The following is a 24147-nucleotide window of genomic DNA, read 5'->3' on the forward strand; positions in this document are numbered from 1 at the left end:
CCGGAGTCGTAGGACTGCTTCAGCTCTCCCAATCGTGAGGAATCATTCGTGGGAACCATCGCCAACCCCGAAGGCATCACCAACCCGCCGATCGACGAGCTGCTCGACAAGACCTCGTCGAAGTACTCCCTGGTGATCTTCGCGGCCAAGCGCGCCCGCCAGGTCAACGCCTACTACAGCCAGCTCGGTGAGGGCCTCCTCGAGTACGTCGGCCCCCTCGTGGAGACGACGCCGCAGGAGAAGCCGCTGTCGATCGCGATGCGCGAGATCAACGCGGGTCTGCTGACCGCCGAGGCCACCGACCAGCCCTGACATCTCCGCGATCAGACCCGCGTCCCGCCTGGCGGGCGCGGGTCTTCTCGTTCTCCTCCTCGACGGGAGTGGTCATGACCGAGGTCGTGCTCGGCGTGTGCGGCGGGATCGCCGCCTACAAGGCCTGTGAGCTGCTGCGCCTGTTCACCGAATCGGGGCACGGGGTACGCGTGGTCCCGACCGCCTCGGCGCTCAAGTTCGTCGGCGAGCCCACCTGGGCCGCGCTGTCCGGGCGCCCGGTCTCCACCGAGGTCTGGGACGACGTGCATGAGGTGCCGCACGTACGGATCGGCCGGCACGCCGACCTGGTGGTCGTCGCTCCCGCCACCGCCGACATGCTCGCCAAGGCCGCTCACGGCCTCGCCGACGATCTGCTGACCAACACCCTGCTCACCGCCACCTGCCCGGTGATCTTCGCGCCCGCGATGCACACCGAGATGTGGGAGAACGCCGCCACCCGCGCCAACGTGGCAACCCTGCGGGAGCGGGGCCACATCGTCATCGAGCCCGCGGTCGGCCGGCTCACCGGCGCCGACACCGGCAAGGGGCGGCTGCCCGACCCCGAGGCGATCTTCGCGACCGCGCTGCGGGTCCTGCGCCGGGGTGCCGTGGCCGAGGCCGACCTCGCCGGGCGGCACGTCGTGGTGACAGCGGGCGGCACGCGTGAGCCGCTGGACCCCGTGCGGTTCCTCGGCAACCGTTCGTCGGGCAAGCAGGGGTACGCCCTCGCCCGCGCCGCTGTCGCCCGTGGTGCCCGGGTCACCCTGATTGCGGCGAACGTCACTTTGCCCGCGCCCGCGGGGGCCGATGTGGTGAAGGTCGGCACGACCGAAGAGCTCCGCAAGGCCACCGTCGCGGCCGCCGCCGGCTCCGACGTCGTCGTCATGGCCGCCGCGCCGGCCGACTTCCGCCCCTCGGACGTCGCCGGACACAAGATCAAGAAATCGGACGACGGTACGGCGCCCACGATCGCGCTCGTCACCAACCCGGACATCGCCGCGGAGATCGGTGCCGCCAAACGCCCTGGTCAGCTGCTCGTCGCGTTCGCCGCCGAGACACGCGACGCGCTGGAGAACGCCCGCGGCAAGCTCACCCGGAAACGTGCCGACCTCATCGTCGTTAACGAGGTGGGCGCCGACCTGGTCTTCGGAGCCGACCACAACACGGTGACGATCCTGGGAGCCGACGGCACGACCGTTCAGCTCGGGGAACTCCCCAAAGACGATGTGGCGGATGCGATATGGGACGAGGTCGCCACCCGGCTCGAGCCGCAGGCCAGGCAGACTGGGACGCCCCTGGGCCGGGACTGCGACCCTGCCGCGTCGGTGACTACACTGCCGCGGAACGAACCTTCGACGAAATTCTGAGGAGCACCGTGGCACGCCGCCTGTTCACTTCCGAGTCGGTCACGGAAGGCCACCCGGACAAGATCGCTGACCAGATCAGCGACGGTATTCTCGACGCCCTGCTGACGCAGGACCCGCGCAGCCGCGTTGCGGTGGAGACCCTGATCACGACCGGCCAGGTGCACGTGGCCGGCGAGGTGACGACCCAGGCGTACGCCGACATCCCCAGCATCGTGCGGGAGACCATCCTCGGCATCGGCTACGACTCGTCGAAGAAGGGCTTCGACGGCGCGTCCTGCGGCGTGAGCGTGTCGATCGGCTCGCAGTCGCCCGACATCGCCCAGGGCGTCGACAGCGCGGTCGAGCTGCGCGAGGGCAACTCCGAGCACGTCCTGGACGCCCAGGGCGCCGGCGACCAGGGCATGATGTTCGGCTTCGCCTGCTCGGAGACTCCCGAGCTGATGCCGCTGCCGATCGCGCTCGCCCACCGCCTGGCCCGCCGCCTGTCCGCCGCGCGCAAGGACGGCACCATCCCCTACCTGCGCCCGGACGGCAAGACCCAGGTCACGATCGAGTACGACGGCCTGCGCCCGGTGCGCCTCGACACGGTCGTCGTGTCGTCGCAGCACGCCGCCGACATCTCGCTCGAGTCGCTGCTGACCCCGGACATCCGCGAGCACGTCATCGCCCCCGAGCTCGAGGGCCTCGGCCTCGACACCCAGGGCTACCGCCTGCTGGTCAACCCGACCGGCCGCTTCGAGATCGGCGGCCCCATGGGCGACGCCGGCCTCACCGGCCGCAAGATCATCGTCGACACGTACGGCGGCTACGCCCGCCACGGCGGCGGCGCCTTCTCCGGCAAGGACCCGTCCAAGGTGGACCGCTCCGCGGCGTACGCGATGCGCTGGGTCGCCAAGAACGTGGTCGCCGCCGGCCTCGCCGAGCGCTGCGAGACCCAGGTCGCGTACGCGATCGGCAAGGCCCACCCGGTCTCCCTGTTCGTGGAGACCTTCGGCACCGAGAACGTCCCGGTGGAGCGCATCGAGAAGGCCATCCACGAGGTGTTCGACCTCCGCCCGGCCGCGATCATCCGCGACCTGGACCTCCTGCGCCCGATCTACCAGCAGACCGCGGCATACGGCCACTTCGGCCGCGAGCTGCCGGAGCTGGTCTGGGAGAGCACGGACCGCGCCCAGGACCTGAAGAGCGCGGCGGCCTGAGGCTTCCCGTTCACGGCTCGGCAGCGGAAGAGCTGACGCTTTGACGCAGGAGACGGGTGCCACGGCTGCGGCCGGGGCACCCGCTCTGTTTGCCGAGCCCGCCGAGGATGTCGTACCCCGGCGCCAGAATGGCCGGGTGACGGCGAAGAGCAGGGACCGGGAACCGGCGGCGGCGCTGCCGGTCGCGCGGGTCTGCGTCGACGTGCCGCTGCCCCACCTCGACCGGCCGTTCGACTACCTGATCGCCGCCACCGACGACGCGGTGGCGCAGCCCGGCGTGCGGGTGAAGGTGCGCTTCGCCGGGCAGATGGTCAACGGTTTCCTCCTCGAACGGGTGGAGTCCAGCACCCACGCCAAGCTGGCCTATCTGGACAAAGTGATCTCGCCGGAGCGGGTGCTCGATCCGGAGATCGCCCGCCTGGCCCGGGCGATCGCGGACCGCTACGCCGGAAACCTCTCGGACGTGCTGAGGCTGGCGATCCCGCCTCGCCACGCCAGGGTGGAAGCGCAACCCGACCCGGTCGGCCGCGAGTCCGCCATCGCCGTCGCCGCCTCCGGCGATGCGCCTGCGGCCGTCGCCTCCCGCGATGCGCCCGCAGCGGGCACTGATGGCGATGCGCCAGCGGCCGTCGCCTCTCGCGATGCGCCCGCAGCGGGCACTGATGGCGATGCGCCAGCGGCCGTCGCCTCTCGCGATGCCCCCCCAGCGGGCACTGACGGCGATGCGACGACCGCAGCCGGCGACGCCACCGCCACCGCAGTGGGTGTCGCGAGCGCTGCCGACTCCGCAGGCACCACAGCCGGTGTCGTCAGCGATGCCAGCTCCGCTGACGCCGCGGCCGGCGTTCCTGGCGATGCCACCGCCGCTGCGGCCGCGGCCGCTTGGGATGCCCCCGCCGGAGTCGCCCGGGGTGGCCCCGATTCCGAACCTGACTCGGACGCCCGCGGCGGCGTGCTTGGTGACGGGATGGCGGCTGACAACGTCGGTGTCGACGGCCCACCTGTGGGTGAGGGCGGCGCCGCTACGGGGTCTGCTGCGGTGGGCGAGGCCCCGCATGCCGGGAGCAGCACCGGGTGGGACGACTATCCGGCCGGGCCGTCGTTTCTGCACGCGCTGGAGCAGGGGCGGGGTGCCCGGGCCGTGTGGTCGGCGTTGCCGGGGGAGGACTGGCCCGCGCGGATCGCCGAGGCCGCCGCCGCGACGGTCCGGGGTGGGCGGGGCGTCGTCGTGGTCGTCGCTGATGCGCGGGATCTCGACCGGGTGGACCGTGCCCTGAGCAAGGCTCTCGGCGACGGCCGGCATGTGGCTCTTCACGCCGCTGCCGGGCCTTCCGAGCGATATCGGCGGTTCCTTGCCGCGAGCCGGCACCGGGTCCGGGTCGTCGCCGGGACGCGGGCGGCCATGTTCGCGCCGGTCGCGGATCTGGGGCTTGTGGTGATCTGGGACGACGGCGACGATCTCCACGCCGAGCCGAGGGCTCCTTATCCGCATGCGCGGGAGGTGTTGCTCACCCGGGCTCAGCTGGCGGGGTGTGCTGCGCTTGTCGGGGGCTTCGCGCGTACGGGAGAAGCGCAGTTGCTCCTGGAAACCGGGTGGGCGAAGGAGATCGTCGCGGCGCGGGACACGCTGCGGGCGCGTTCTCCTGCGATTGCTCCGACGGGTGATGATTCGCAGCTCGCTCGGGATCCTGGGGCGGTCACCGCGCGGTTGCCGAGTCTGGCGTGGCAGACCGCGCGGCAGGCGTTGCAGGGCGGGGCGCCGGTGCTCGTGCAGGTGCCGCGGCGTGGGTACCTTCCGTCGGTGGCCTGCGCCGAGTGCCGGACGCCCGCTCGGTGCCCGCACTGTTCGGGGCCGCTCGGGCTGGCGGGGGCGCGGTCGGTGCCTACCTGCCATTGGTGCGGGCGTGCTGCCGCGGCGTACGCGTGTCCGGCGTGCGGGGGGCGGCGCCTGCGGGCGTCGGTGACCGGGGCGCGGCGGACGGCCGAGGAGCTGGGCCGGGCCTTCCCGGGCGTGCCCGTGCGGACGTCCGGGCGGGACGAGGTGTTGGACACCGTGCCCGGGGACGCCGCGGTGGTCGTCGCCACGCCGGGTGCCGAGCCGGTCGCCGAGGGCGGGTACGGGGCGGTGCTCCTGCTCGACACCTGGGCCCTGCTGACCCGCGCCGACCTGCGCGCGGCCGAGGAGACGATGCGGCGCTGGCTGTCCGCCGCCGCGCTGGCACGGCCGGGCGCCGCGGGTGGCCGGGTGGTGGTCGTCGCCGACGGCTCGCTGGCGCCCGTGCAGGCGCTGCTGCGCTGGGAGCCGGGGTGGTTCGCGGCCCGGGAACTGGCGGAGCGCCGGGAGCTCGGCTTTCCGCCCGCCGCCCGGTTCGCCAGCCTCACCGGCCGGGCCGAGGCGGTGGCCGAGCTGCTTGCCGCCACCCGGCTGCCGGAGGGGGCCGAGCTGCTCGGGCCGGTGCCGGCGCCGGAGGATCAGGAGCGGATGCTGGTCCGGGTGTCGCGAGGGCGCGCCGCCGAGCTGGCCCGCGCGCTGCACGAGGGCGCCGCGGTGCGGAGTGCGAAGAAGGCGGCCCTGCCCGTGCGGGTCCAGGTCGACCCGGCGGAGCTGCTGTGACGTCCGGCCCGGGACAGGCGAGCCCGGAAGGGTGAAGACGGGCCGGCCCGGCGGGAAGGCCGGCTCGGGGGACGCGCCGACGGCGAAGGGCTAGATCGACATCGGTGTGCCTCGGTCAGCACAATGGAGCGGTGGATGCCGCCGCGGCCGTCGAGCTGCTCCTTTCGCCCGGTGCCGGGATCGATCCCTATCCCGCGTACGCCGCGCTTCGGTCGAAGGGGCCGATCGTCGGGCAGGCCGGCGCGTACTTCGTCACGGGCTGGCACGCTGCTGATGCGGTGCTGCGGGATCCTGCCATGATCGTGTTCGACGCGGCGCTGCTCGATCAGCATTGGCCCGACTGGCGGCAGAACAAGGGCGTCGCGCTGTTCGCCGACTCGATGTTGAAGCAGAACCCGCCGAACCACACGCGGATGCGGCGGCTGGCGTCCGGCGTGTTCACCGCCCGGCGGGTGGGCCGGCTCCGGGCCGTCATCGAGGCGCAGGTGGAGGAGACCCTCGACGAGATGGTCGCGCTCGCCGGCGGCGGGGTGGCCGACTTCATGACCCACCTGGCGTACCCGTTGCCGATCAAGGTGATCTGTGCCCTGCTCGGCGTGCCGGCCGCCGATCGGGGCCGGTTCCGGCGGCTGGCCGAGGCGCTCACCGCGGTTCTCGAGGTGCAGCTCACCCCGGAGCAGGCCGCCGGCGCCCATGCGGCGGCCGAGGAGCTGGAGGACTACTTCGCGGCCCTGATCGAGGTGCGCCGCCGGGATCCGCAGGACGACCTCGTCACGGCCCTCGCGGCCGCGCACGATTCCGGTGGGGACAAGCTCACCGCCGGCGAGCTGATGGGGAATCTCGCGCTGCTGCTGGTGGCCGGGTTCGAGACCACCACCAATCTGCTCGGCAACGGCCTGCGGCTGCTTCTCGAACGGCCGGTGCTCGCGCAGCGGCTGCGCGACGACCCGGAGGCCGCGCCCGCCTACGTCGAGGAGATGCTGCGGTACGAGCCGCCGGTGCAGCTGACCGGCCGGTTCGCGGGCGAGGACACCCAGGTCGCCGGGCTGCCCGTCCCGGCGGGCAGCGAGATCATCGTGTTTCTCGGCGCCGCCAACCGGGATCCGGCCCGGTTCACCGACGCCGACCGCTTCGATCCGGACCGGGCGGACAACGCGCCGCTGTCGTTCGGGGCCGGCGTGCACTACTGCCTCGGGGCGCCGCTGGCCCGGTTGGAGGCTCAGGTCGCTCTGCCCGCCGTGCTGCGCCGGTTCCCGGGGCTTTCGCCGGCCGGTGAGCCGGAGCGCCGTGACCGGCTCACCCTGCGCGGATGGGCGACTCTGCCGGTCCGGGTGGGCTCCGTAGACTAGGGCCCGACAGCAGTCTTTCCCCAGTCAGGAGTGGCACCGCGTGACCGTTCAGCCCATCCGCCTGTTCGGCGACCCGGTGCTGCGTTCGCAGGCCGATCCGGTCACCGACTTCGACAAGGAACTGCGCACCCTGGTCCGGGATCTCACCGACACCATGCTCGACGAGGGCGGTGCCGGCCTGGCCGCCCCGCAGCTCGGGGTGGGACTGCGGGTGTTCACGTTCGACGTCGACGACGTGGTCGGGCACATCGTCAACCCGGTGCTCAGCTTCCCCGACGCCGAGGAGCAGGACGGCCCCGAGGGCTGCCTTTCCATCCCCGGGGTGTACGTCGACACCAAGCGCCGCCAGAACGTGGTGGCGGAGGGCTTCAACGAGTACGGCGATCCGGTCCGCCTGGTCGGCACCGGCCTGATGGCCCGCTGCGTGCAGCACGAGACCGACCACCTCGACGGCGTCCTGTTCCTGGACCGCCTCGACGCCGCCGCCCGGAAGGACGCGATGAAGCAGATCCGTGCCGCCGACTGGTACGACGCCGCCAAGCCGCCCGTGGTCAAGACCAGCCCGCACGGCCTCGGCCTTTTCGGCGCGGGGCGGTGAGCATGCGTCTCGTCTTCGCCGGTACGCCGGAAGTGACCCTGCCCTCCCTCGACGCCATCGCCGCCTCGTCGCACGAGCTGGTGGCCGTCGTGACCCGCCCCGACGCGCCGGCCGGCCGGGGGCGCCGCCTGGTCCGGTCGCCCGCTGGTGCGTGGGCCGACGAGCGGGGCATCGAGGTGCTCACCCCGCAGCGCCCGCGGGAGCCCGAGTTCCAGGAGCGGCTGCGGGAGATCGCGCCGGACTGCGTGCCGGTGGTCGCGTACGGCGCCCTGGTGCCGCCCGCGGCGCTGGAGATTCCCCGGCACGGGTGGGTGAACCTGCACTTCTCCCTGCTGCCCGCGTGGCGTGGCGCGGCGCCCGTGCAGCACGCCGTCCTGCACGGCGACGAGGTCACCGGCGCCAGCGTGTTCGAGCTGGAGGCCGGCATGGACACCGGCCCGGTGTACGGCACGCTGACCGAGCAGATCCGCCCGCACGACACTTCCGGCGACCTGCTGGGCCGGCTCGCCACCGAGGGGGCGGGGCTGCTGGTCGCCGTCCTCGACGCGATCGAGGCGGGCACGGCCCGGGCCCACCCGCAGCCCGCGGACGGGGTCAGCATGGCCCCGAAGATCACCGTCGAGGACGCCCGGGTGCGCTGGGAGGATCCCGCCTTCGCCGTCGACCGGCGGATCCGCGCGTGCACGCCGGCGCCCGGCGCCTGGACGACCCTGCGCGGGGAGCGGCTCAAGCTCGGACCGGTGCGCCCGGTCGCCAACGCGACGTCCCTCAAGCCCGGCGAACTGCTGGTCGAGCGCACCCAGGTGCTCGCCGGCACCGCCACCACCCCGGTGATCCTCGGCGAGGTCCGGGCCGCCGGCAAGAAGCCCATGTCCGCGAGCGACTGGGCGCGCGGCCTGCGGATCAACCCGGGAGAGCAGTTTCAGTGAGTTCCGAGCACCGCGCCGACCGCCCCCACAACTCCGGGCGGCCCCGGCGACCCGGCGGACCGGGATACGGCCGGACCGACGGCCGCGACGCGCGTACCGGGCGCGGACCGCGCGGCGGGCGGCCGCCGTCGGACCCGGCCCGGCAGGCGGCGTACGAGGCGATCGCCGCCGTGCACCGCGACGACGCGTACGCGAACCTGGTCCTCGGTGACATCCTGCGGGGCATGGGGCTGCACGGGCGCGACGCGGCCTTCGCCACCGAGCTGACGTACGGCACGCTGCGCGCCCTGGGCACCCTGGACCGGATCATCGCGGAGGCGGCCGGGCGTGACGTGGCCCGGATCGATCCGCCCGCCCGGGACGCGCTGCGGCTGGGGGCGTACCAATTGCTCTTCACCCGGGTCCCGGCGCACGCGGCGGTGAACCAGACCGTGGACCTGGTGCGGTCGGTCGCGCCCGGCGCGGCCGGCTTCGCCAACGCCGTCATGCGGGGGATCTCGGAGACCAGCCTCGAGGACTGGCTGGCCCGGGTCGCACCGGATTACGCGGAGGATCCGATCGGCAACCTGTCGGTGGTCCACCATCACCCGGAGTGGATCATCCGGTCGTTCTCGGAGGCGCTCGGCGGCGACCTGGAGGACACCGCGCGGCTGCTGATCGAGGACAACCAGCCCCCGGTCGTGCACCTGTGCGCCCGGCCGGGGCGGGCCGACGCGGTCGACCTCGCGGACGAGGTGGAGGGGGTGCCGGGCGCGTTCTCGCCGTACGCGGTCTATCTCAACGGTGGCTCGCCGGGCGACCTGGCCGCCATCCGTCAGGGCCGCGCCCACGTGCAGGACGAGGGCTCCCAGCTGGTCGCCGCCGCGTTGCTGGCCGCCCCGGTCGAGGGGCAGGACACGCGCTGGCTGGACCTGTGCGCCGGGCCGGGCGGCAAGGCGGGCCTGCTCGGCTCGATCGCCGCGCAGCGCGGCGCCGAGGTCACCGCCGTCGAGGTGGCCGACCACCGGGCTCGGCTGGTCGAGCAGGCCACCGCCGGGCTGCCGGTCACCGTGCTGCCGACCGACGGGCGTACGGTCGGCCGCGACCCCGATCTGCCGGAGGAGGCGTTCGACCGGGTGCTGGTCGACGCGCCGTGCACCGGCCTGGGCTCGCTGCGCCGGCGTCCCGAGGCGCGCTGGCGCCGTCAGCCGGCCGATCTGCCGCCGCTGACTCGGCTCCAGCGCGAGCTGCTCGTCGCCGCGCTGCGGGCCGTCCGCCCGGGCGGTGTGGTCGCGTACGTGACGTGCTCGCCGCACATGGTCGAGACCCAGGTGACGGTGACCGAGGGTTCGCGGCGCAGCGGGGTGGAGGTCGACTTCGTGGACGCGCGGCCGCTGCTGCCCCCGGGCATGCCGAAGCTCGGCCCTGGTCCGACGGTGCAGCTGTGGCCGCACCGGCACGGCACCGACGCCATGTTCCTGGCGGTCCTGCGCCGTACGAGCTGAAAGTTCACCTTTAGGGTCAACATTGTCCAGTACTGTCCCATCCATGGACGTCATCGGCGTGGGATTCGGGCGTACCGGCACACTGAGCCTGAAAGAGGCGTTGGAGCGGCTCGGCTTCGGCCCCTGCCTGCACATGGTGCCGTTGCTGGACGATCCGGGGCGGGCGGCGCTGTTCCGGCGGGCCGCCCAGGGTGATCCGGCCGGCCTCCGGAAGGCCTTCGAGGGCTACCGTTCCACGGTGGACTGGCCGGGCACCTATTTCTGGCGGGAGCTGATCGCGGAGCACCCCGGCGCCAAGGTCGTCCTGACCGTGCGGGACCCGGACGCCTGGTACGACAGCGCCTACCGGACGATCTACCAGGCGGCGCTGCGGGCCCCGCGCGGTGAGGGCTCACCCGTCAGCATGATCGAGACGGTGATCTGGGCCGGCACGTTCGGCGGCCGCTTCGCCGACCGGGAGCACGCGATCCGGGTGTTCGAGCAGCACAACGCGGCGGTGCGGCGCGAGGTCCCCGCCGACCGGTTGCTCGACTTCCGGGTGGCCGACGGCTGGGAGCCGCTCTGCGCGTTCCTCGGCGTGCCGGTGCCGGACGAGCCTTTCCCGCGCACCAACGACACCGCGGCGTTCCAGGAGCGCCTCGCCGCGCGCGTGAATCAGTCGACGGGCAGCACCGACGGGCCCGCGTCCTTCAGCGACCGGGTCAGGGAGCGCTCGGCGAAGTAGACGAAGCACCGCACGCGGCGCTCGCCCGCCAGCCATTCGCTGCGGGTGGGGTTGTAGGAGATCCAGCCGCTGCGGTACTGCATGTCCGCGTCGTCGGGCAGGGCGGCGAAGCGGGCGATCACGCTGCGGCAGCCCGCCGCGCTGCGGGCGACGCCGGCTTCCAGGTCCGCGTACGAGACGTCGGGCGCCTGCCACAGCCCGGCGAACTCGGCCCGGTGCTTCCGGCCGCACGGGACGGGACGCATCTCGGTCACCGTGCCGCCGTCCACCGTCGGCGCGAAGCAGCCCAGCCGCAGCGGGGACGGGCGGGTGAGCTCGCCCTCGAGCGTGCCGGTACGGCCGCTGCGGCCGTACCCGTCAAGGTCTGTCTGGGTCAGATCGCAGCGGAACCAGCGCGCGCCGCCGGACCACCCCTTCGCGGTCGGCCACACCACGTGGACCGCGAGCCGGGCGGTGCGCCAGGGCCCGCCGACGAAGTCCACCGCCGCCTGCGAACATTCCCTGTACGCGGCCCGGGCGCCGGCCGTGCCCTCCGCCGGCGGCACTTCGGCGTCGGGCGCCGTCCCCAGGTGGAAGGCCTCGCCGACGTGCACCTGGCCGCAGTCGACCGGCCGCTCGTCGGTGGCCGACGCCGTCTGCAGGAGCCGGGCGTGGCAGGCGTGCGCCGCCGGCTGGTACGCGGCGGGCGCCGGCAGCGGTGCCCAGTCGTCGGTGAGATCACCGTCCGCGCCGTCGGAGGGCGTCCCGGTGCACCCGGCGGCGAGCATCACCGTCACCAGCGCCGTCACCACCCGCCGCATGCCGGCCTCCCCTCCGCAACCCCATGAGTATCCCGGCCCGGCCCGCGGAGGCCATACACTTCTCCGGTGGAGTCATCGCCGATCATCGCCCCCAGCATCCTGGCCGCGGACTTCGCGCATCTCGCCGAAGCCGTGCACGACATCGAGGGGGCGGCCGACTGGGTGCACGTGGACGTCATGGACAACCATTTCGTCCCCAATCTGACCATCGGCCTGCCGGTCGTCCAGAGCCTGCGCAAGGCGACGACCATCCCGTTCGACGTGCACCTCATGATCGAGGACCCGGAGCGCTGGGCCCCGGGATACGCCGAGGCGGGCGCGTACAACGTCACGTTCCACGCCGAGGCCTGCGAGAACCCGGTGGCGCTGGCCAAGACGCTGCGCGCGGCCGGGGCCAAGGCCGGCCTGGCCATCGACCGCGACACGCCCGTGGAGCCGTACCTCGAGCTGCTGCCCTACGTGGACACGGTGCTCATCATGACCATCAAGGCGGGCTTCGGCGGTCAGAAGTTCCTGCCCGAGATGCTGGGCAAGGTCCGTGACGTGCGCCGGCGGATCACGGCGAAGAACCTCGAGGTGCGCCTGGAGGTGGACGGCGGCATCGCGGCCGACACCATCGAGCAGGCCGCCGAGGCCGGTGCCGACGCGTTCGTCGCGGGCACCGCCGTCTACGGCGCGGAGGACCCGGCCGAGGCGATCCGCAAGCTGCGGGCGCTCGCCGAGCGCACCACCGAGCGGGCATGAGCACCGGCGGACCCGGCGGTGAGCCCGAGGAACGGCCGGACCTCGTCCTGGTCGTCGACGACGACGACGACATCGCCGGGTTCGTCGCGTTCAACCTCAAGGTGCACGGCTTCGAGGTCATGCGGGCCCGCGACGGCCAGGAGGCGCTCGAGGTGATGGAGTCGCGCCGCCCCGACCTGGCGGTGGTCGACTGGATGATGCCGCGGATGGACGGCGTCGAGCTGACCCGCCGGCTGCGGGCCGAGCCGCTGACCTCCGCGCTGCCGGTGATCATGCTGACCGCCAAGGGTATGACCGTCGACAAGGTCGTGGGGCTGACCGCCGGCGTCGACGATTACCTGGTCAAGCCGTTCGACACCGCGGAGCTGATCGCCCGGGTGTCCTCGACGCTGCGGCGCAACAAGGAGTTCCGCGAGGTGTCGCCGCTGACCGGGCTGCCCGGCAACGCCCGCGTGACGCGCGAGATCGCCGACCGGATGAAGGCGGGCGGCGACTTCTCCGTCGGCTACGTCGACATCGACCGGTTCAAGCCGGTCAACGACGTGTACGGCTTCGACCGCGGCGACGACTTCATCACCACGCTGGCCCGCAGCCTGCACCGGGCCGCCACCGCCGCCGGGCGCCCGCCGGTGTTCCTGGGCCACATCGGCGGCGACGACTTCGTCTTCATCTGCCACCCCGACCAGGTGCTGCCGCTGACCAAGCACATGGTGACCGACTTCGAGGCCTCCGCCGACCAGCTGTACGACCCCGAGGACGCGCGCCGCGGCTACATCGAGGTGCCGGACCGGCGGGGCGGCAAGCAGCGGGCCGCGCTGGTCACCCTCTCCATCGGCGTCGCCCAGTCCACCGCCGGGGGCCGCGCCTACTCCGATCACCGGGCCGTGGTCGCGGTCGCCTCCGAGATGAAGAAGGTCGCGAAGAGCCAGCCCGGCTCGTACGTGGCCATCGACCGCCGCCGCAGTGACTCGGAGAACCTCGACGACCCGCCGCTGTGAGTCGGACTTGTGACGTGGGTCGCCCGGCGGATGGCAATTCGCCGATGACGTGCAAGACTGACCGGTAACCCACCACGCGCTGGCGGGACTCGGTGAAATTCCGAACCGGCGGTGATCCTTCCCTCGCGGAAGGTAAGCCCGCGACCCGGACGTCGTACCTGCGACGGCCGGTGGACCTGGTGAGAATCCGGGGCCGACGGTTGAGCGACCGGCACATGCCGATCGGTCAGACAGTCCGGATGGGAGACAGCGCGCGGATCAGGACCGAGGGCTCGTCGCGGCGTGCCTCGTCCAGGGCGGCGCGAAGCGTCCCCTGATGTCCTGTTCCTCGGCGTTTTCTCCCCTTCCCTGAGCGCGTGACCGCACCGCGTCAGGGAAAGGCAGGGAGATGGTCACCGAGCACGAGGCGATGGGGCGCGCGATTGCGCTGGCCGCCCGTGGCCTCGGCACCACCAGCCCCAATCCGGTCGTCGGATGCCTCCTGCTCGATCCCGACGGCAAGGTCGTCGGGGAGGGGTTCCACGCGTACGCGGGCGGCCCGCACGCCGAGATCGTCGCGCTCGCCCAGGCCGGCAAGCGCGCCCGGGGCGGCACCGCGGTGGTCACCCTCGAACCCTGCAACCACACCGGGCGGACCGGCCCGTGCGCCCAGGCGCTCATCGCGGCGGGCATCAAGCGGGTGGTCATCGCGGTCGACGACCCGACGCCGGTCGCGGCCGGGGGAGCCGCGACGCTGCGCGCCGCCGGGATCCAGATCGAGACGGGGGTACGCCGCGAGGAGGCCGAGGCGGGCAACCTGGCCTGGCTGACCGCCGTGCGCCGCTCCCGTCCGTACGTCACCTGGAAGTACGCGGCCACCCTCGACGGGCGCTCGGCGGCGGCCGACGGTACCAGCATGTGGATCACCTCGGAGCCGGCCCGCGCCGACGTGCACCGGCTGCGCAGCACGGTCGACGCCATCGTGGTCGGCGTGGGCACCGTGCTCGCCGACGACCCTCAACTCACCGTCCGCGACCTGCGCGACGGCAGCCTCGCGATCAAGCAGCCGCTGCGGGTGGTCGTCGACTCCTCCGGGCGTACGCCGGTGAAGGCCCGCATCCGCGACGCCGCCGCCGAGACCTGGATCGTGACCACCGCCGAGGTCGGCGCGGGCCCGGACGGCCACGTCGACCTGTCCGCCATGCTCACCGGCCTGTACGCCCGCGGCATCCGCGCGGTGCTGCTGGAGGGCGGCCCGACGCTGGCCGGGGCGTTCCTGGCCGCGGGGCTGGTCGACCGGGTGGTGGGTTACGTCGCGCCGAAGCTGCTCGGCGCCGGGCGCGCGGCGCTGGTCGACGCGGGCGTCACCACGATCGCCGAGGCCATCGACCTGGACCTCACCGACATCGCGCAGATCGGCTCCGACCTGCGCTTCACCGCAGTCCTGCGGCCCAAGAGGGAGTCCTGATGTTCACCGGAATCGTCGAGGAACTGGGTGAGGTCGTCCGCCTCACCGACGCGGGGGGCGACTCGGCGGTGCTCGCCGTACGCGGTCCTGTCGTCACGTCGGACGCGCGGCACGGCGACTCCATCGCGGTCAACGGGGTCTGTCTCACCGTCATCGACAACGAGGACGGCGTCTTCACCGCCGACGTCATGGGGGAGACCCTGCGCCGCTCGTCACTGGGCGCGCTGGCGGTGGGCAGCCCGGTGAACCTCGAGCGGGCCGCGACCGTGGGCAGCCGCCTCGGCGGGCACCTGGTCCAGGGCCATGTCGACGGGGTCGCGAAGCTCATCGCCCGCGAGCCCGCCGCCGAGTGGGAGGTGCTGACCTTCTCGCTGCCGCCGGAGCTGTCCCGCTACGTGGTGGAGAAGGGCTCGATCACCGTCGACGGCGTCTCGCTGACCGTCATGGCGGTCACCGCGGACTCGTTCAGCGTCGGGCTGATCCCGACCACGCTCAAGCTCACCGTCCTGGGTTCCAAGGGCGTCGGCGACCCGGTCAACCTCGAGGTCGACGTCATCGCGAAGTACGTCGAGAAGATGCTGGGGGATCGTCATGCTGGATGAGATCGAGCGGGCAGTCGCGGACATCGCCGCCGGCCGTCCGGTCATCGTCGTCGACGACGAGGACCGTGAGAACGAGGGCGACCTGATCTTCGCCGCCGAGCACGCCACCCCGGAGCTGCTCGCGTTCATGGTGCGCTACACCTCCGGCTACATCTGCGTGCCGCTGACCGAGGAGGAGGCCGACCGCCTCGACCTCCCCCCGATGTTCCACACCAACCAGGACCGGCGCGGCACGGCGTACGCGGTGACCGTCGACGCGCGCGAGGGCGTCAGCACCGGCATCTCGGCCGCCGACCGGGCCCACACGATCAAGCTGCTGGCCGGCGCCGACACCCAGCCGACCGATCTCACCCGCCCCGGGCACGTCGTGCCGCTGCGCGCCAAGCCCGGCGGCGTGCTGCGCCGGCCCGGGCACACGGAGGCGGCGATCGACCTGGCGGTGCTCGCCGGGCTGCGGCCGGCCGGCGTGCTCTGCGAGATGGTCAACGACGACGGCACCATGATGCGCCTGCCCGACCTGGAGAAGTTCGCGGTCGAGCACGACCTCGCGCTGATCAGCATCGCCGATCTGATCGCCTACCGGCGGCGGCAGGAGCGCCAGGTCGAGCGGGTCGTGGAGACCCGGCTGCCGACCGAGCACGGCGACTTCACCGCGGTCGGCTACCGGGCGCTGGTCGACGGCGCCGAGCATGTCGCCCTGGTCTACGGCGACCTCGGCGACGGCGAGGACGTGCTCGTGCGGGTGCACTCCGAGTGCCTGACCGGCGACGTCTTCGGCTCGGTGCGCTGCGACTGCGGGCCGCAGCTGGACGCCGCCCTCGAGCGGGTGGCTCAGGCCGGGCGGGGTGTCGTGCTCTACATGCGCGGGCACGAGGGCCGGGGGATCGGGCTGCTGCACAAGCTGCAGGCGTACCAGCTGCAGGACCGGGGCCTGGACACCGTCGACGCCAACCTGGAGCTGGGCCTGCCCGCCGACGCCCGCGACTACGGCACCGGCGCGCAGATCCTCGTCGACCTGGGCGTGCGATCGATGCAGCTGCTCACCAACAACCCGGCGAAGCGTGCCGGGCTGGAGGGGTACGGCCTGACGATCACCGGCCGGGCGGCGCTACCCGTGCGGCTGCACCCGGAGAACGTCCGCTACCTGCGGACCAAGCGGGATCGCATGGGCCACCTGTTCGAGGCGTTGGGCTGATCAAGGGCCTCCACATATGGGACCATTTTCGTAAAGGGGGCATCATGGCCGGTTTCGGGGATCCGCACCTGAACACCGTCGACGGGGCCGGGCTCAAGGTCGGCATCGTCGGCTCGCGCTGGCACGCCGACCTGGTCGACCACATGGTCGAACGGGCGCAGGCAGCCGCGAAGGCGTGCGGTGTGGACGACGTCATCGTGACCCGGGTGGCGGGTTCGGTGGAGCTGCCGATCGTCGCGCAGGCCCTGGCGAAGAAGTGCGACGCGGTGGTGGCGCTCGGCGTGGTCATCCGCGGCGAGACGGCCCACTTCGACTACGTCTGTGACGCCGTGACCGCCGGGCTGACCCGGGTGGCGCTGGACGAGCGCACGCCGGTGGCGCACGGCGTCCTGACCGTGGAGAGCCTGGGGCAGGCCAAGGACCGGGCGGGGCTCGAGGACTCGATCGAGGACAAGGGCTGGCAGAGCACGGTCGCCGTCCTCGACGCGGTCAACGCGATCCGCGAGGTCGAGAAGGCCTGACCCGTCAGAGGGTCAGCACGGCGACGGCCGGCTCGTGCAGGCTGCCCATCCAGACGCGGCCGTTGTGCTCCCGCACGCCGGTCACCATGTGGAACCGGGCGCTGTCGCCGGTGAGATCGTGGACCAGGCGGCCGTCGTTGTCGTACGCCTGGACCCGGACCGTCCGCTTCGGGGCCGGCTGCAGCGACTCGGGGATCCTCGTCACCCCGCGACGGATCCACCGCGGGCCGCGCTGGAGGCGTTCCACCATCGGATCCTTCGGGCTGGCGAGCGAGACCCAGATCAGCCCGTCGCTGCCGCGCGCGATGTTGTCCGGGTATCCGGGCAGGTCCTCGACCAGGAAGTCGTCGCGGCCGGTCAGCCAGTGGCGGGCGATGGTGCGTGCCGCCGTCTCGGCCACCGCCACGAACGACTCGTCGCTCGCCAGAGCCACCCCGTTGGCGAAGGCCAGGCCGTCGCGCAGGACGCTGACCGTGCCGTCCGGAGTGCGCCGAAGCAGCCGGCCGGTACGGGTCACCTCGACGACCTCCGCCCGCCACTCGTCGATCGGGTGGACCGTGGAGGAATCCGAGAAGTAGACGGTGCCGTCGGCGGCCACGGCGGCGTTGTTGCAGAACCGCATGCCGCCGGCCAGCTCCTCGACCGCCCCGCCGGCCACGTCGACGGCCAGCAGGCCGCGCCGGGCGTCGCAGACCAGCAACCGGCCGTCGGGCAGGAGCTCGATGCCCAGCGGCCGGCCGCCCGTGTCGGCGACGGCCTCCACCCGGCCGTCGGGGGCGATGCGATGGATCACGCCGTCCTCGGTGCCCGTGAAGACGGAACCGTCGGCCGCCACGACGACATCCTCGGCGCCATGGCCCGGGACCGCGATCACCTTGAAATCCATGGAGCGATCATTCACGTACGGGTGGCCGGTATCAATGGGCGCAAGCTCATCGAGGCGTTGCCCACTCGCATCGATACTTCAGAATGACGCCATGTCTGACACTTACACGGGGCTTCGACGGCAGGTTCTCGAGATCGTTCCGGCGGAGGTGGGCATCACCCCGACACCGGACCTGCCGCGGGTCTGGGGCCTGCTGATGGACACGACCTATGAGCAAGGCGGCTACTCACTCGTCGCGCTGGCCGACGGGACGACCAGTCTCTACACCACGACCGGCGGCGGCCTGATCGGCGGTGGCCAGCACGCTCAGGTGGTGGCCGCGACCCTCGCGGCGCTGCGGACCGTCGAGACTCACCTTGACCAGCTCCCGCCGTCCGTCGAGGACGCCCTTCCGCCGGTGGACGGCGTGGTCCTGCGAGCGCTGACCTATGACGGGCAGCGCGCGGTCCTGGCCGCCGAGCAGGATCTCGGTGAGGGTCGCCACCCGCAGGCGGAGATCTTCCACGCGGCGCACGGGGCGATCGCCGAGCTCCGCCTGATCAACGAGGCGCAGCAACGCTAGCGGTCAGAGCCGCCCCGCCTCGATGATCCGGGCGAGGAACTGCCGCGTCCGGGCCTCGACCGGGTCGCCGAGCACCTGTTCCGGCGGCCCGGCCTCGAGCACCCGCCCGCCGTCCAGGAACACCACCCGGTCGGCCACCTGCCGGGCGAAACCCATCTCGTGCGTCGCCAGCACCATGGTCATCCCGTCCTCCTTGAGACCGCGGATCATGGTGAGGACCTCGCCCACCAGCTCCGGGTCCAGCGCCGACGTGACTTCGTCCAGCAGCAGCAACCGCGGGCTGTTGACCAGGGCGCGCACGATCGCGACGCGCTGCTGCTGGCCGCCCGACAGCCGGTCCGGGTAGCTGTCCGCCTTGTCGGCCAGGCCGACCCGGTCGAGCCACTCCATCGCCTGGGCGCGGGTCTCGGCCGCCGCGCGGCCGTGGACCTTGTCGGGCGCCAGCGTGATGTTGCGCAGCACCGTCATGTGCGGGAAGAGGTTGTAGGACTGGAAGACCATCCCGATGCGGCGGCGGATCACGTCCGGGTTCACGCGGGGATCGGTGATGTCCTCGCCGTCGAGCCGGATCCTGCCGTCGTCGATCTCCGTGAGCAGGTTGATGCAGCGCAGCAGCGTGGACTTGCCGGATCCGGAGGCGCCGATCAGGGCGACCACCTGGTGCTCGTCCACGGTGAGCGACAGGTCGTCGAGGACCACTGCGGGCCCGAAGGATTTGCGGACGTTCTCGCAGGACAGCAGCATGTCAGGCGCCCGCGGACTGGCGGCGGGCGGCGCGCAGCGTCACCCAGTCGGTCACGCCGATCAGCGGCAGGGCGAGGAGCACGAACAACACCCCGGCCAGAATGTACGGGGTGAAGTTGGCGTCCTGCGCGGTGGCGATCTGGGCCGCGCGTACGGCGTCGATCGGGCCGGCGAGCGACACGAGGCCCACGTCCTTCTGCAGTGCGACGGTGTCGTTGAGCAGTGGCGGGGCGACCCGGCGTACCGCCTGTGGCAGCACCACGTGGCGCATCGTCTGCCGGTAGGTGAGCCCGAGCGAGCGCGCGGCGGCCAGCTGGCTGGGGTGCACCGACTCGATGCCGGCCCGGAACACCTCGGCCAGGTACGCCCCGTACGTGATCACGAGCGCCGCCCCGCCGAGGACCAGCACGCTCGGCATGCCTTGCAGGCGCAGACCGGGCACGCCGAGGGTGCACACGTACAGGACGATGATCAGCGGGAGGCCGCGGAACGCGTACGTGTAGCCCGTGGCCAGCGCGCGTACCGGGAAGAAGACCGGACCCCGCAGCGTGCGCAGCACCGCGACCAGCAGGCCGAGCGCCAGCGCGGCCGCGGCGCAGACGACCAGCAGCCGCACGTTGAGCCACAGCCCGTCGAGGACCTCCGGCAGGTACTTCTTCGCGATCTCCCAGTCGAAGAACGACGCCTTCACGCGCTCCCAGCCGGGCGCGCCGGTCACGGCGAGGGCCAGCGCGACGCCCACGACGGCGGTCGAGAGCGCAGCGAGCAGCACGGAGCGGATCGTCTGCCGGCGGCGGTAGGCGACCCGCCCGCGCTGGATCTCGCTGGGCCGGTAGAGCTGGGTGGTCACGAAAGCTCGGGAGCTCCGCCGGTGCTCGCCAGCCAGGTCTTCTCCAGCACCGCGAGCGTGCCGTCCTGGCGCAGCTGGTCCACCGCCGCACTGACGCACGGGGTCAGCTTCGAACCCAGGTCAAGAACCAGGCCGAACTGCTCCGGTACGCCCACCTGGGGCAGCTGCCCCACGATCACGCCGTCCTCGAGCTCGGCCGCGGTCATGTAGAACGCCGTGGGCAGGTCCACCACGATGCCGTCGACCTGCTTGTTCTCCAGGGCCTTCTTCGCGTCGTCGTTGTTGTTGAAGACCTGGGGCTTCGCCGCCGGCTTGATCAGCTCGTTGATCGCCTGGTAGCTGGTGGTGCCCACCTGGGCGCCCAGCTTGGCGTCCTTGAGCTCGGCGATGGTCTTCGCCCCGTCGATCTTCGAACCCTTCGTCGTGATCACGGTCTGCCGGACCAGGTAGTACGGCGACGAGAAGTCGACGGCCTTGCGGCGCTCCGGCGTGATCGAGAACTGGTTGATGTCGAAGTCGAAGGTCTTCGGGCCCGGCGCGATCGCGTTGTTGAAGGTGACCTGGGTCCAGACGACGTTCTGCGCCGGGTAGCCGAGCCGCTGGGCGACCTGATAGGCCACAGCGGACTCGAATCCCTTGCCGTTGGCCGGCTTGTTGTCGCTGAACCACGGCTCGTACGCCGGGTTGTCGGTGCCGATGGTGAGCTTGCCCGGCGTCATGGTGTCGAGGGCACCCTGGGCGCAGGCGGCGTTCGAGGCGGAGGCGGAGCCGCCGGCCGCGGGGGAGCCGTCCTCGTCCGCCGGGGCGCAGCCGCCCAGCGTGACGAGGAGCACAACGGCGCTTCCCAGCGCCGCGAGGGGGATTCTGACCATGTCCGGCAGGCTAACCCACGTCCCAAGGGATGGGGCCGTCCGTCGCCAGTCCGTGATGAGCTGCCACAATCGGCTCCCGTGAAGACGTTCGAAGAGTTGTTCGCCGAGCTCCAGACGAAGGCGGCGGAGCGGCCCGAGGGTTCGGGCACCGTCGCGGCGCTGGATGCCGGCGTGCACTTCATCGGGAAGAAGGTCGTCGAGGAAGCCGCCGAGTCCTGGATGGCCGCCGAGCACGAGGGGCCGCAGCGGGCCGCCGAGGAGATCTCGCAGCTGCTCTACCAGGCACAGGTCCTCATGATCGCCACCGGCCTCGAGCTCAAGGACGTCTACCGACATCTCTGACGTGCCCTCCGCCTGTGATCGAGTCTCATCGAAGGAGCACGTCCATGCTGCGCATCGCCGTACCGAACAAGGGAACCCTGTCCGCCCCGGCCGCCCAGATGCTGCGCGACGCCGGTTACCGCCAGCGCACCGACCCGAAGGACCTCGTCTGCCGTGACGAGGACAACACCGTCGAGTTCTTCTACCTCCGCCCCCGCGACATCGCCACGTACGTCGGCTCCGGTGACCTGGATCTCGGCATCACCGGGCGCGACCTGCTGGTCGACTCCGGGGTGCCGGCCGAGGAGCTGCTCGACCTCGGCTTCGGCGGGGCCACGTTCCGCTGGGCCTCCCCGTCCGGGACGCTCGGCTCGGAGTCGGAGATCGGGGGGCGGCGCATCGCCACGGCGTACCCGGGGGTGGTCGAGCGTTATCTCGCCGAGCGCGACCTGAAGGCCGACGTGGTCCGCCTGGACGGCGCGGTGGAGAACGCGGTGCGCCTCGGCGTCGCCGACCTGATCGCCGACGTCGTCGAGACCGGCCGGACGCTGCGCCAGGCCGGGCTGGAGACCTTCGGCGAGCCGCTGCTGCGCTCGTCGGCCATCCTGATCGGCCGCAACGACCGGTCGGAGGCCAGGACCGCGCAGCTCATCCGGCGGTTGCAGGGCGTGCTGGTCGCCCGCAGCTACGTGATGCTCGCGTACGACGTCCGCGCCGACCTGCTGGAGAACGCCACCGCGCTGACCCCGGGCATCGAGTCGCCGACGGTCTCCCCGCTGCACCGCGAGGGCTGGGTCGCGGTGCAGGCTATGGTCCGGCGGGCGGAGGCGCACCGGATCATGGACGAGCTGTACGAGCTGGGCGCCCGCGCCATTCTGGTAACCGACATCTCCAACTGCAGGCTGTGAGTGGCAGAGTGGTGGACGTGACTACTCCGACGCGTGAGGCGGTCGCCTACCGGCCGCGGCGCATCCGCTGGGTCGCCGGCATCTCGGCGGCGGCCGTGGTGATCCTCTTCACCGCGCTCAGCTTCGGCCTGCACGGGTCGACCGGCGACGGCCTCGGGCAGTTCGAGCGGGGCGACCAGGGCGCCATGATCGGTCTCGGGGTGCTCGCCGCCCTGGGCATCCTGGCCTTCACCCGGCCGCGGGTGCAGGCGGACGCCGATCACGTGCAGATCCGCAACGTCGTCGGCAATTTCGATCTGCCCTGGTCGGCGGTGCGCGCGGTGCGTTTCGACCGCAACTCCGCGTGGGCGATGCTGGAACTGCACGACGACGAGACGGTGCCGGTCCACGCGCTGCAGGCGGCCGACAAGGAGTACGCCGTCGAGGGCGTCCGCAGCCTGCGTGCCCTTCATTCGGCGTCGTCGTCCTGAACTGGTAGACTTCGCCGCAGTCGACCACGCCTGCACTCCCGCCAAGTCTTCTTGACAGGGGCCGCGGGCGCGAAAGAGGAGCCCGCTGGTTCCCACCCGAGTCGCTCTCGCAGCGGCCGGGTCCGGTCAACCGACCACGGGAATATCCCGGGGTGGGTGTGCGTCCTCATGGGCGCCGATGACCGGTCGAGCGGGCCCCGGCATGTGCCGGGGCCTTCTGCTTTCCTCCTCGCCCCGTGGCTCGCCGGGGGTGGGGACGAGGCCGACCGACATTGGCAGGGTCTTTTCCGCGGCCGAACCCGCGGATCGGCCCACGACATGACATTCGTTCTGAGGAGGCCCCATCAGCGTCGAACCGCGCGTTAACGAACAGATCCGGGCTCGAGAGGTCCGACTGGTCGGCCCCGAGGGTGAGCAGGTGGGCATCGTCCCGCTCGAGCGTGCCCTTCAGCTGGCCGCGGACGTGGACCTGGACCTGGTCGAGGTCGCGCCCATGGCCCGTCCGCCGGTGTGCAAGCTCATGGACTTCGGCAAGTTCAAGTACGAGAGTGCACTCAAGGCGCGCGAGGCACGGCGCAACCAGCAACAGACCGTCATCAAGGAAATGAAGCTGCGGCCGAAGATCGACCCGCACGACTACGAGACCAAGAAGGGTCACGTGGTGCGGTTCCTCAAGGCGGGCGACAAGGTCAAGGTGACGATCATGTTCCGTGGTCGTGAGCAGAGCCGCCCCGAGCTGGGTTTCCGGCTCCTGCGCCGGCTCAGCGAAGAGATCTCGGACCTGGGTTTCGTCGAGGCCAGTCCCAAGCAGGACGGCCGCAACATGATCATGGTGCTGGCCCCCCACCGGGCGACCAAGGCCGCCGCCGCGGCGACTGTCGCGGCCAACGCCCGCCCGCCGCGGGAGCCGCGCGAGGGCGATGGTGCCGAGGCACCGCCGGCGGCCGCTGCTGCCGACACCACCGCAGAGTAGGTACGTTCCCCGGACCGCCGGGGCAGAGAGAGTAGGCGTTCAAGTGCCGAAGATGAAGAGCCACACCGGCATGGGTAAGCGGGTGAAGGTCACCGGCAAGGGCAAGATCGTCCGCGAGCAGGCCGGCAAGCGCCACCTGCTGGAGGGCAAGTCCTCCCACGTCACGCGCCGGATGACCGGTACGGTCGTCGTGGCCAAGGCTGACACCAAGCGAGTGAAGAAGCTGCTGGGCCGCTGACGCGCGCGCCACAACCGTTCCCCTGTTAGGAGTACCGAAATGGCACGCGTCAAGCGGGCAGTGAACGCCCAGAAGAAGCGTCGCACGTTGCTGGAGACCGCCAGCGGTTACCGCGGTCAGCGCTCGCGCCTGTACCGCAAGGCCAAGGAGCAGGTGCTGCACTCGATGCAGTACTCGTACCGCGACCGCCGTGACCGCAAGGGCGACTTCCGCCAGCTGTGGATCACGCGCATCAACGCGGGCGCCCGGGCCAACGGCCTGACCTACAACCGCCTCATCCAGGGCCTGAAGCTGGCCGGCGTCGAGGTGGACCGCAAGATCCTGGCCGACCTGGCCGTCAACGACGCCGCCTCGTTCGCGGCGATCGTGGAGATCGCTCGCGCCGCCGTCGCGGCCGAGGGCACGGGTGGCGCCGCCGCCCAGGCCGCCTGAGCAAGTTC

The 24147-nt window shown here is 72.1% G+C and carries 26 protein-coding genes, 1 pseudogene and 1 riboswitch; of the genes and pseudogenes, 22 read left to right on the forward strand and 5 right to left on the reverse strand.

The window, feature by feature from the left end; translation table 11 throughout:
* The first annotated feature begins 48 nt into the window (after positions 1-48).
* The 9 genes and pseudogenes from rpoZ to ACIBO8_RS17940 all read left to right on the forward strand — a co-directional run bounded on the left by rpoZ (position 49) and on the right by ACIBO8_RS17940 (position 10576).
* Positions 49-312 (forward strand): DNA-directed RNA polymerase subunit omega, encoded by a 264-nt coding sequence (rpoZ, locus tag ACIBO8_RS17900; protein WP_071807772.1) that lies wholly within the window; start codon positions 49-51, stop codon positions 310-312.
* Positions 313-386: 74 nt separating this feature from the next.
* Positions 387-1577 (forward strand): annotated as a pseudogene (gene coaBC / locus ACIBO8_RS17905) (bifunctional phosphopantothenoylcysteine decarboxylase/phosphopantothenate--cysteine ligase CoaBC); the annotation flags it as partial.
* Between the two features lie 110 nt (positions 1578-1687).
* Positions 1688-2878, forward strand: coding sequence for a methionine adenosyltransferase (gene metK, locus ACIBO8_RS17910; protein ID WP_396116319.1), 1191 nt, complete (start codon positions 1688-1690; stop codon positions 2876-2878).
* A gap of 136 nt (positions 2879-3014) precedes the next feature.
* Entirely contained in the window at positions 3015-5492 is a 2478-nt protein-coding gene (locus tag ACIBO8_RS17915; protein WP_396116320.1) for a primosomal protein N', read from the forward strand.
* 131 nt (positions 5493-5623) lie between these two features.
* Complete coding sequence (locus tag ACIBO8_RS17920) at positions 5624-6841, forward strand: cytochrome P450 (RefSeq protein WP_396116321.1); 1218 nt, start codon at positions 5624-5626, stop codon at positions 6839-6841.
* A 40-nt stretch (positions 6842-6881) separates the two neighbouring features.
* Positions 6882-7439, forward strand: coding sequence for a peptide deformylase (gene def, locus ACIBO8_RS17925; RefSeq protein WP_396116322.1), 558 nt, complete (start codon positions 6882-6884; stop codon positions 7437-7439).
* A gap of 2 nt (positions 7440-7441) precedes the next feature.
* Positions 7442-8368 carry a methionyl-tRNA formyltransferase gene (gene fmt / locus ACIBO8_RS17930; protein WP_396116323.1) on the forward strand — a complete coding sequence of 309 codons (927 nt, stop codon included), beginning with the start codon at positions 7442-7444 and terminating at the stop codon, positions 8366-8368.
* Complete coding sequence (locus ACIBO8_RS17935) at positions 8365-9852, forward strand: RsmB/NOP family class I SAM-dependent RNA methyltransferase (protein WP_396116324.1); 1488 nt, start codon at positions 8365-8367, stop codon at positions 9850-9852. Before fmt ends, ACIBO8_RS17935 begins: the two co-directional genes overlap by 4 nt.
* A 43-nt stretch (positions 9853-9895) precedes the next feature.
* Positions 9896-10576, forward strand: a complete 681-nt coding sequence (locus tag ACIBO8_RS17940) for a sulfotransferase family protein (protein WP_396116325.1) — start codon at positions 9896-9898, stop codon at positions 10574-10576.
* Here ACIBO8_RS17940 and ACIBO8_RS17945 read toward each other — a convergent pair.
* On the reverse strand, positions 10507-11376 hold the full coding sequence (locus ACIBO8_RS17945; RefSeq protein WP_396116326.1) for a septum formation family protein: 870 nt from the start codon (positions 11374-11376) through the stop codon (positions 10507-10509). The two genes, ACIBO8_RS17940 and ACIBO8_RS17945, sit on opposite strands and share 70 nt — an antisense overlap.
* A 66-nt stretch (positions 11377-11442) precedes the next feature.
* Between ACIBO8_RS17945 and rpe the strand changes: the two genes are divergently transcribed.
* The 6 genes from rpe (at position 11443) to ribH (ending at position 16883) form a co-directional block, all read left to right on the forward strand.
* Positions 11443-12120, forward strand: coding sequence for a ribulose-phosphate 3-epimerase (rpe, locus tag ACIBO8_RS17950; protein WP_396116327.1), 678 nt, complete (start codon positions 11443-11445; stop codon positions 12118-12120).
* Entirely contained in the window at positions 12117-13118 is a 1002-nt protein-coding gene (locus tag ACIBO8_RS17955; protein ID WP_396116328.1) for a response regulator, read from the forward strand. Before rpe ends, ACIBO8_RS17955 begins: the two co-directional genes overlap by 4 nt.
* A 74-nt stretch (positions 13119-13192) precedes the next feature.
* Positions 13193-13373, forward strand: a riboswitch (FMN riboswitch).
* Between the two features lie 133 nt (positions 13374-13506).
* Entirely contained in the window at positions 13507-14565 is a 1059-nt protein-coding gene (gene ribD, locus ACIBO8_RS17960; protein ID WP_396116329.1) for a bifunctional diaminohydroxyphosphoribosylaminopyrimidine deaminase/5-amino-6-(5-phosphoribosylamino)uracil reductase RibD, read from the forward strand.
* The gene (locus tag ACIBO8_RS17965; protein WP_396116330.1) at positions 14565-15167 is read left to right on the forward strand and encodes a riboflavin synthase; all 603 of its coding nucleotides are present in this window, start codon (positions 14565-14567) and stop codon (positions 15165-15167) included. Before ribD ends, ACIBO8_RS17965 begins: the two co-directional genes overlap by 1 nt.
* On the forward strand, positions 15157-16362 hold the full coding sequence (locus ACIBO8_RS17970; RefSeq protein ID WP_396116331.1) for a bifunctional 3,4-dihydroxy-2-butanone-4-phosphate synthase/GTP cyclohydrolase II: 1206 nt from the start codon (positions 15157-15159) through the stop codon (positions 16360-16362). Before ACIBO8_RS17965 ends, ACIBO8_RS17970 begins: the two co-directional genes overlap by 11 nt.
* Before the next feature lie 44 nt (positions 16363-16406).
* Positions 16407-16883, forward strand: a complete 477-nt coding sequence (ribH, locus tag ACIBO8_RS17975) for a 6,7-dimethyl-8-ribityllumazine synthase (protein ID WP_396116332.1) — start codon at positions 16407-16409, stop codon at positions 16881-16883.
* Between the two features lie 4 nt (positions 16884-16887).
* Here ribH and ACIBO8_RS17980 read toward each other — a convergent pair whose 3' ends face one another.
* On the reverse strand, positions 16888-17769 hold the full coding sequence (locus ACIBO8_RS17980; RefSeq protein ID WP_396116333.1) for an SMP-30/gluconolactonase/LRE family protein: 882 nt from the start codon (positions 17767-17769) through the stop codon (positions 16888-16890).
* Positions 17770-17860: 91 nt separating this feature from the next.
* Between ACIBO8_RS17980 and ACIBO8_RS17985 the strand changes: the two genes are divergently transcribed.
* On the forward strand, positions 17861-18331 hold the full coding sequence (locus ACIBO8_RS17985; RefSeq protein WP_396116334.1) for a hypothetical protein: 471 nt from the start codon (positions 17861-17863) through the stop codon (positions 18329-18331).
* 3 nt (positions 18332-18334) lie between these two features.
* Here ACIBO8_RS17985 and ACIBO8_RS17990 read toward each other — a convergent pair whose 3' ends face one another.
* Genes ACIBO8_RS17990 through ACIBO8_RS18000 form a run of 3 tightly spaced genes read right to left on the reverse strand, consistent with a single transcriptional unit; the run spans position 18335 to position 20797 of the window.
* Complete coding sequence (locus ACIBO8_RS17990; protein WP_396116335.1) at positions 18335-19075, reverse strand: amino acid ABC transporter ATP-binding protein; 741 nt, start codon at positions 19073-19075, stop codon at positions 18335-18337.
* A gap of 1 nt (position 19076) precedes the next feature.
* A complete protein-coding gene (locus tag ACIBO8_RS17995; RefSeq protein ID WP_396116336.1) occupies positions 19077-19925 on the reverse strand; it encodes an amino acid ABC transporter permease in 849 nt (282 codons plus the stop codon).
* The gene (locus tag ACIBO8_RS18000) at positions 19922-20797 is read right to left on the reverse strand and encodes an ABC transporter substrate-binding protein (RefSeq protein WP_396116337.1); all 876 of its coding nucleotides are present in this window, start codon (positions 20795-20797) and stop codon (positions 19922-19924) included. Before ACIBO8_RS18000 ends, ACIBO8_RS17995 begins: the two co-directional genes overlap by 4 nt.
* A gap of 78 nt (positions 20798-20875) precedes the next feature.
* Here ACIBO8_RS18000 and ACIBO8_RS18005 point away from each other — a divergent pair, with 78 nt between their 5' ends.
* From ACIBO8_RS18005 to rplT, 6 genes are all read left to right on the forward strand, one after another.
* Positions 20876-21139, forward strand: coding sequence for a phosphoribosyl-ATP diphosphatase (locus tag ACIBO8_RS18005; protein ID WP_366154246.1), 264 nt, complete (start codon positions 20876-20878; stop codon positions 21137-21139).
* Positions 21140-21183: 44 nt separating this feature from the next.
* On the forward strand, positions 21184-22026 hold the full coding sequence (gene hisG / locus ACIBO8_RS18010) for an ATP phosphoribosyltransferase (protein ID WP_396116338.1): 843 nt from the start codon (positions 21184-21186) through the stop codon (positions 22024-22026).
* Positions 22027-22034: 8 nt separating this feature from the next.
* A complete protein-coding gene (locus tag ACIBO8_RS18015; RefSeq protein WP_396116403.1) occupies positions 22035-22496 on the forward strand; it encodes a PH domain-containing protein in 462 nt (153 codons plus the stop codon).
* A 343-nt stretch (positions 22497-22839) separates the two neighbouring features.
* Positions 22840-23469 (forward strand): translation initiation factor IF-3, encoded by a 630-nt coding sequence (infC, locus tag ACIBO8_RS18020; RefSeq protein WP_396116404.1) that lies wholly within the window; start codon positions 22840-22842, stop codon positions 23467-23469.
* A gap of 43 nt (positions 23470-23512) precedes the next feature.
* Positions 23513-23707 (forward strand): 50S ribosomal protein L35, encoded by a 195-nt coding sequence (gene rpmI / locus ACIBO8_RS18025; RefSeq protein ID WP_071807036.1) that lies wholly within the window; start codon positions 23513-23515, stop codon positions 23705-23707.
* A 39-nt stretch (positions 23708-23746) separates the two neighbouring features.
* Positions 23747-24139: a 50S ribosomal protein L20 gene (rplT, locus tag ACIBO8_RS18030; protein WP_015623965.1), complete on the forward strand. Its 393-nt coding sequence runs from the start codon at positions 23747-23749 to the stop codon at positions 24137-24139.
* The last annotated feature ends 8 nt before the right edge of the window (positions 24140-24147 follow it).

The organism is Actinoplanes sp. NPDC049681 (assembly GCF_044465265.1).
GTDB lineage: Bacteria > Actinomycetota > Actinomycetes > Mycobacteriales > Micromonosporaceae > Actinoplanes.

Bases quoted from the DNA above. Each gene is read 5' to 3' on its own strand.
- ACIBO8_RS17980 (WP_396116333.1), bottom strand. From the start codon at position 17,769: ATGGATTTCAAGGTGATCGCGGTCCCGGGCCATGGCGCCGAGGATGTC.
- ACIBO8_RS17940 (WP_396116325.1), top strand. From the start codon at position 9,896: ATGGACGTCATCGGCGTGGGATTCGGGCGTACCGGCACACTGAGCCTG.
- ACIBO8_RS17955 (WP_396116328.1), top strand. From the start codon at position 12,117: ATGAGCACCGGCGGACCCGGCGGTGAGCCCGAGGAACGGCCGGACCTC.
- ACIBO8_RS17985 (WP_396116334.1), top strand. From the start codon at position 17,861: ATGTCTGACACTTACACGGGGCTTCGACGGCAGGTTCTCGAGATCGTT.
- ACIBO8_RS17945 (WP_396116326.1), bottom strand. From the start codon at position 11,376: ATGCGGCGGGTGGTGACGGCGCTGGTGACGGTGATGCTCGCCGCCGGG.
- rplT (WP_015623965.1), top strand. From the start codon at position 23,747: ATGGCACGCGTCAAGCGGGCAGTGAACGCCCAGAAGAAGCGTCGCACG.
- fmt (WP_396116323.1), top strand. From the start codon at position 7,442: ATGCGTCTCGTCTTCGCCGGTACGCCGGAAGTGACCCTGCCCTCCCTC.
- ribD (WP_396116329.1), top strand. From the start codon at position 13,507: ATGGTCACCGAGCACGAGGCGATGGGGCGCGCGATTGCGCTGGCCGCC.
- ribH (WP_396116332.1), top strand. From the start codon at position 16,407: ATGGCCGGTTTCGGGGATCCGCACCTGAACACCGTCGACGGGGCCGGG.
- hisG (WP_396116338.1), top strand. From the start codon at position 21,184: ATGCTGCGCATCGCCGTACCGAACAAGGGAACCCTGTCCGCCCCGGCC.
- ACIBO8_RS18000 (WP_396116337.1), bottom strand. From the start codon at position 20,797: ATGGTCAGAATCCCCCTCGCGGCGCTGGGAAGCGCCGTTGTGCTCCTC.
- ACIBO8_RS17965 (WP_396116330.1), top strand. From the start codon at position 14,565: ATGTTCACCGGAATCGTCGAGGAACTGGGTGAGGTCGTCCGCCTCACC.
- ACIBO8_RS17990 (WP_396116335.1), bottom strand. From the start codon at position 19,075: ATGCTGCTGTCCTGCGAGAACGTCCGCAAATCCTTCGGGCCCGCAGTG.
- ACIBO8_RS17970 (WP_396116331.1), top strand. From the start codon at position 15,157: ATGCTGGATGAGATCGAGCGGGCAGTCGCGGACATCGCCGCCGGCCGT.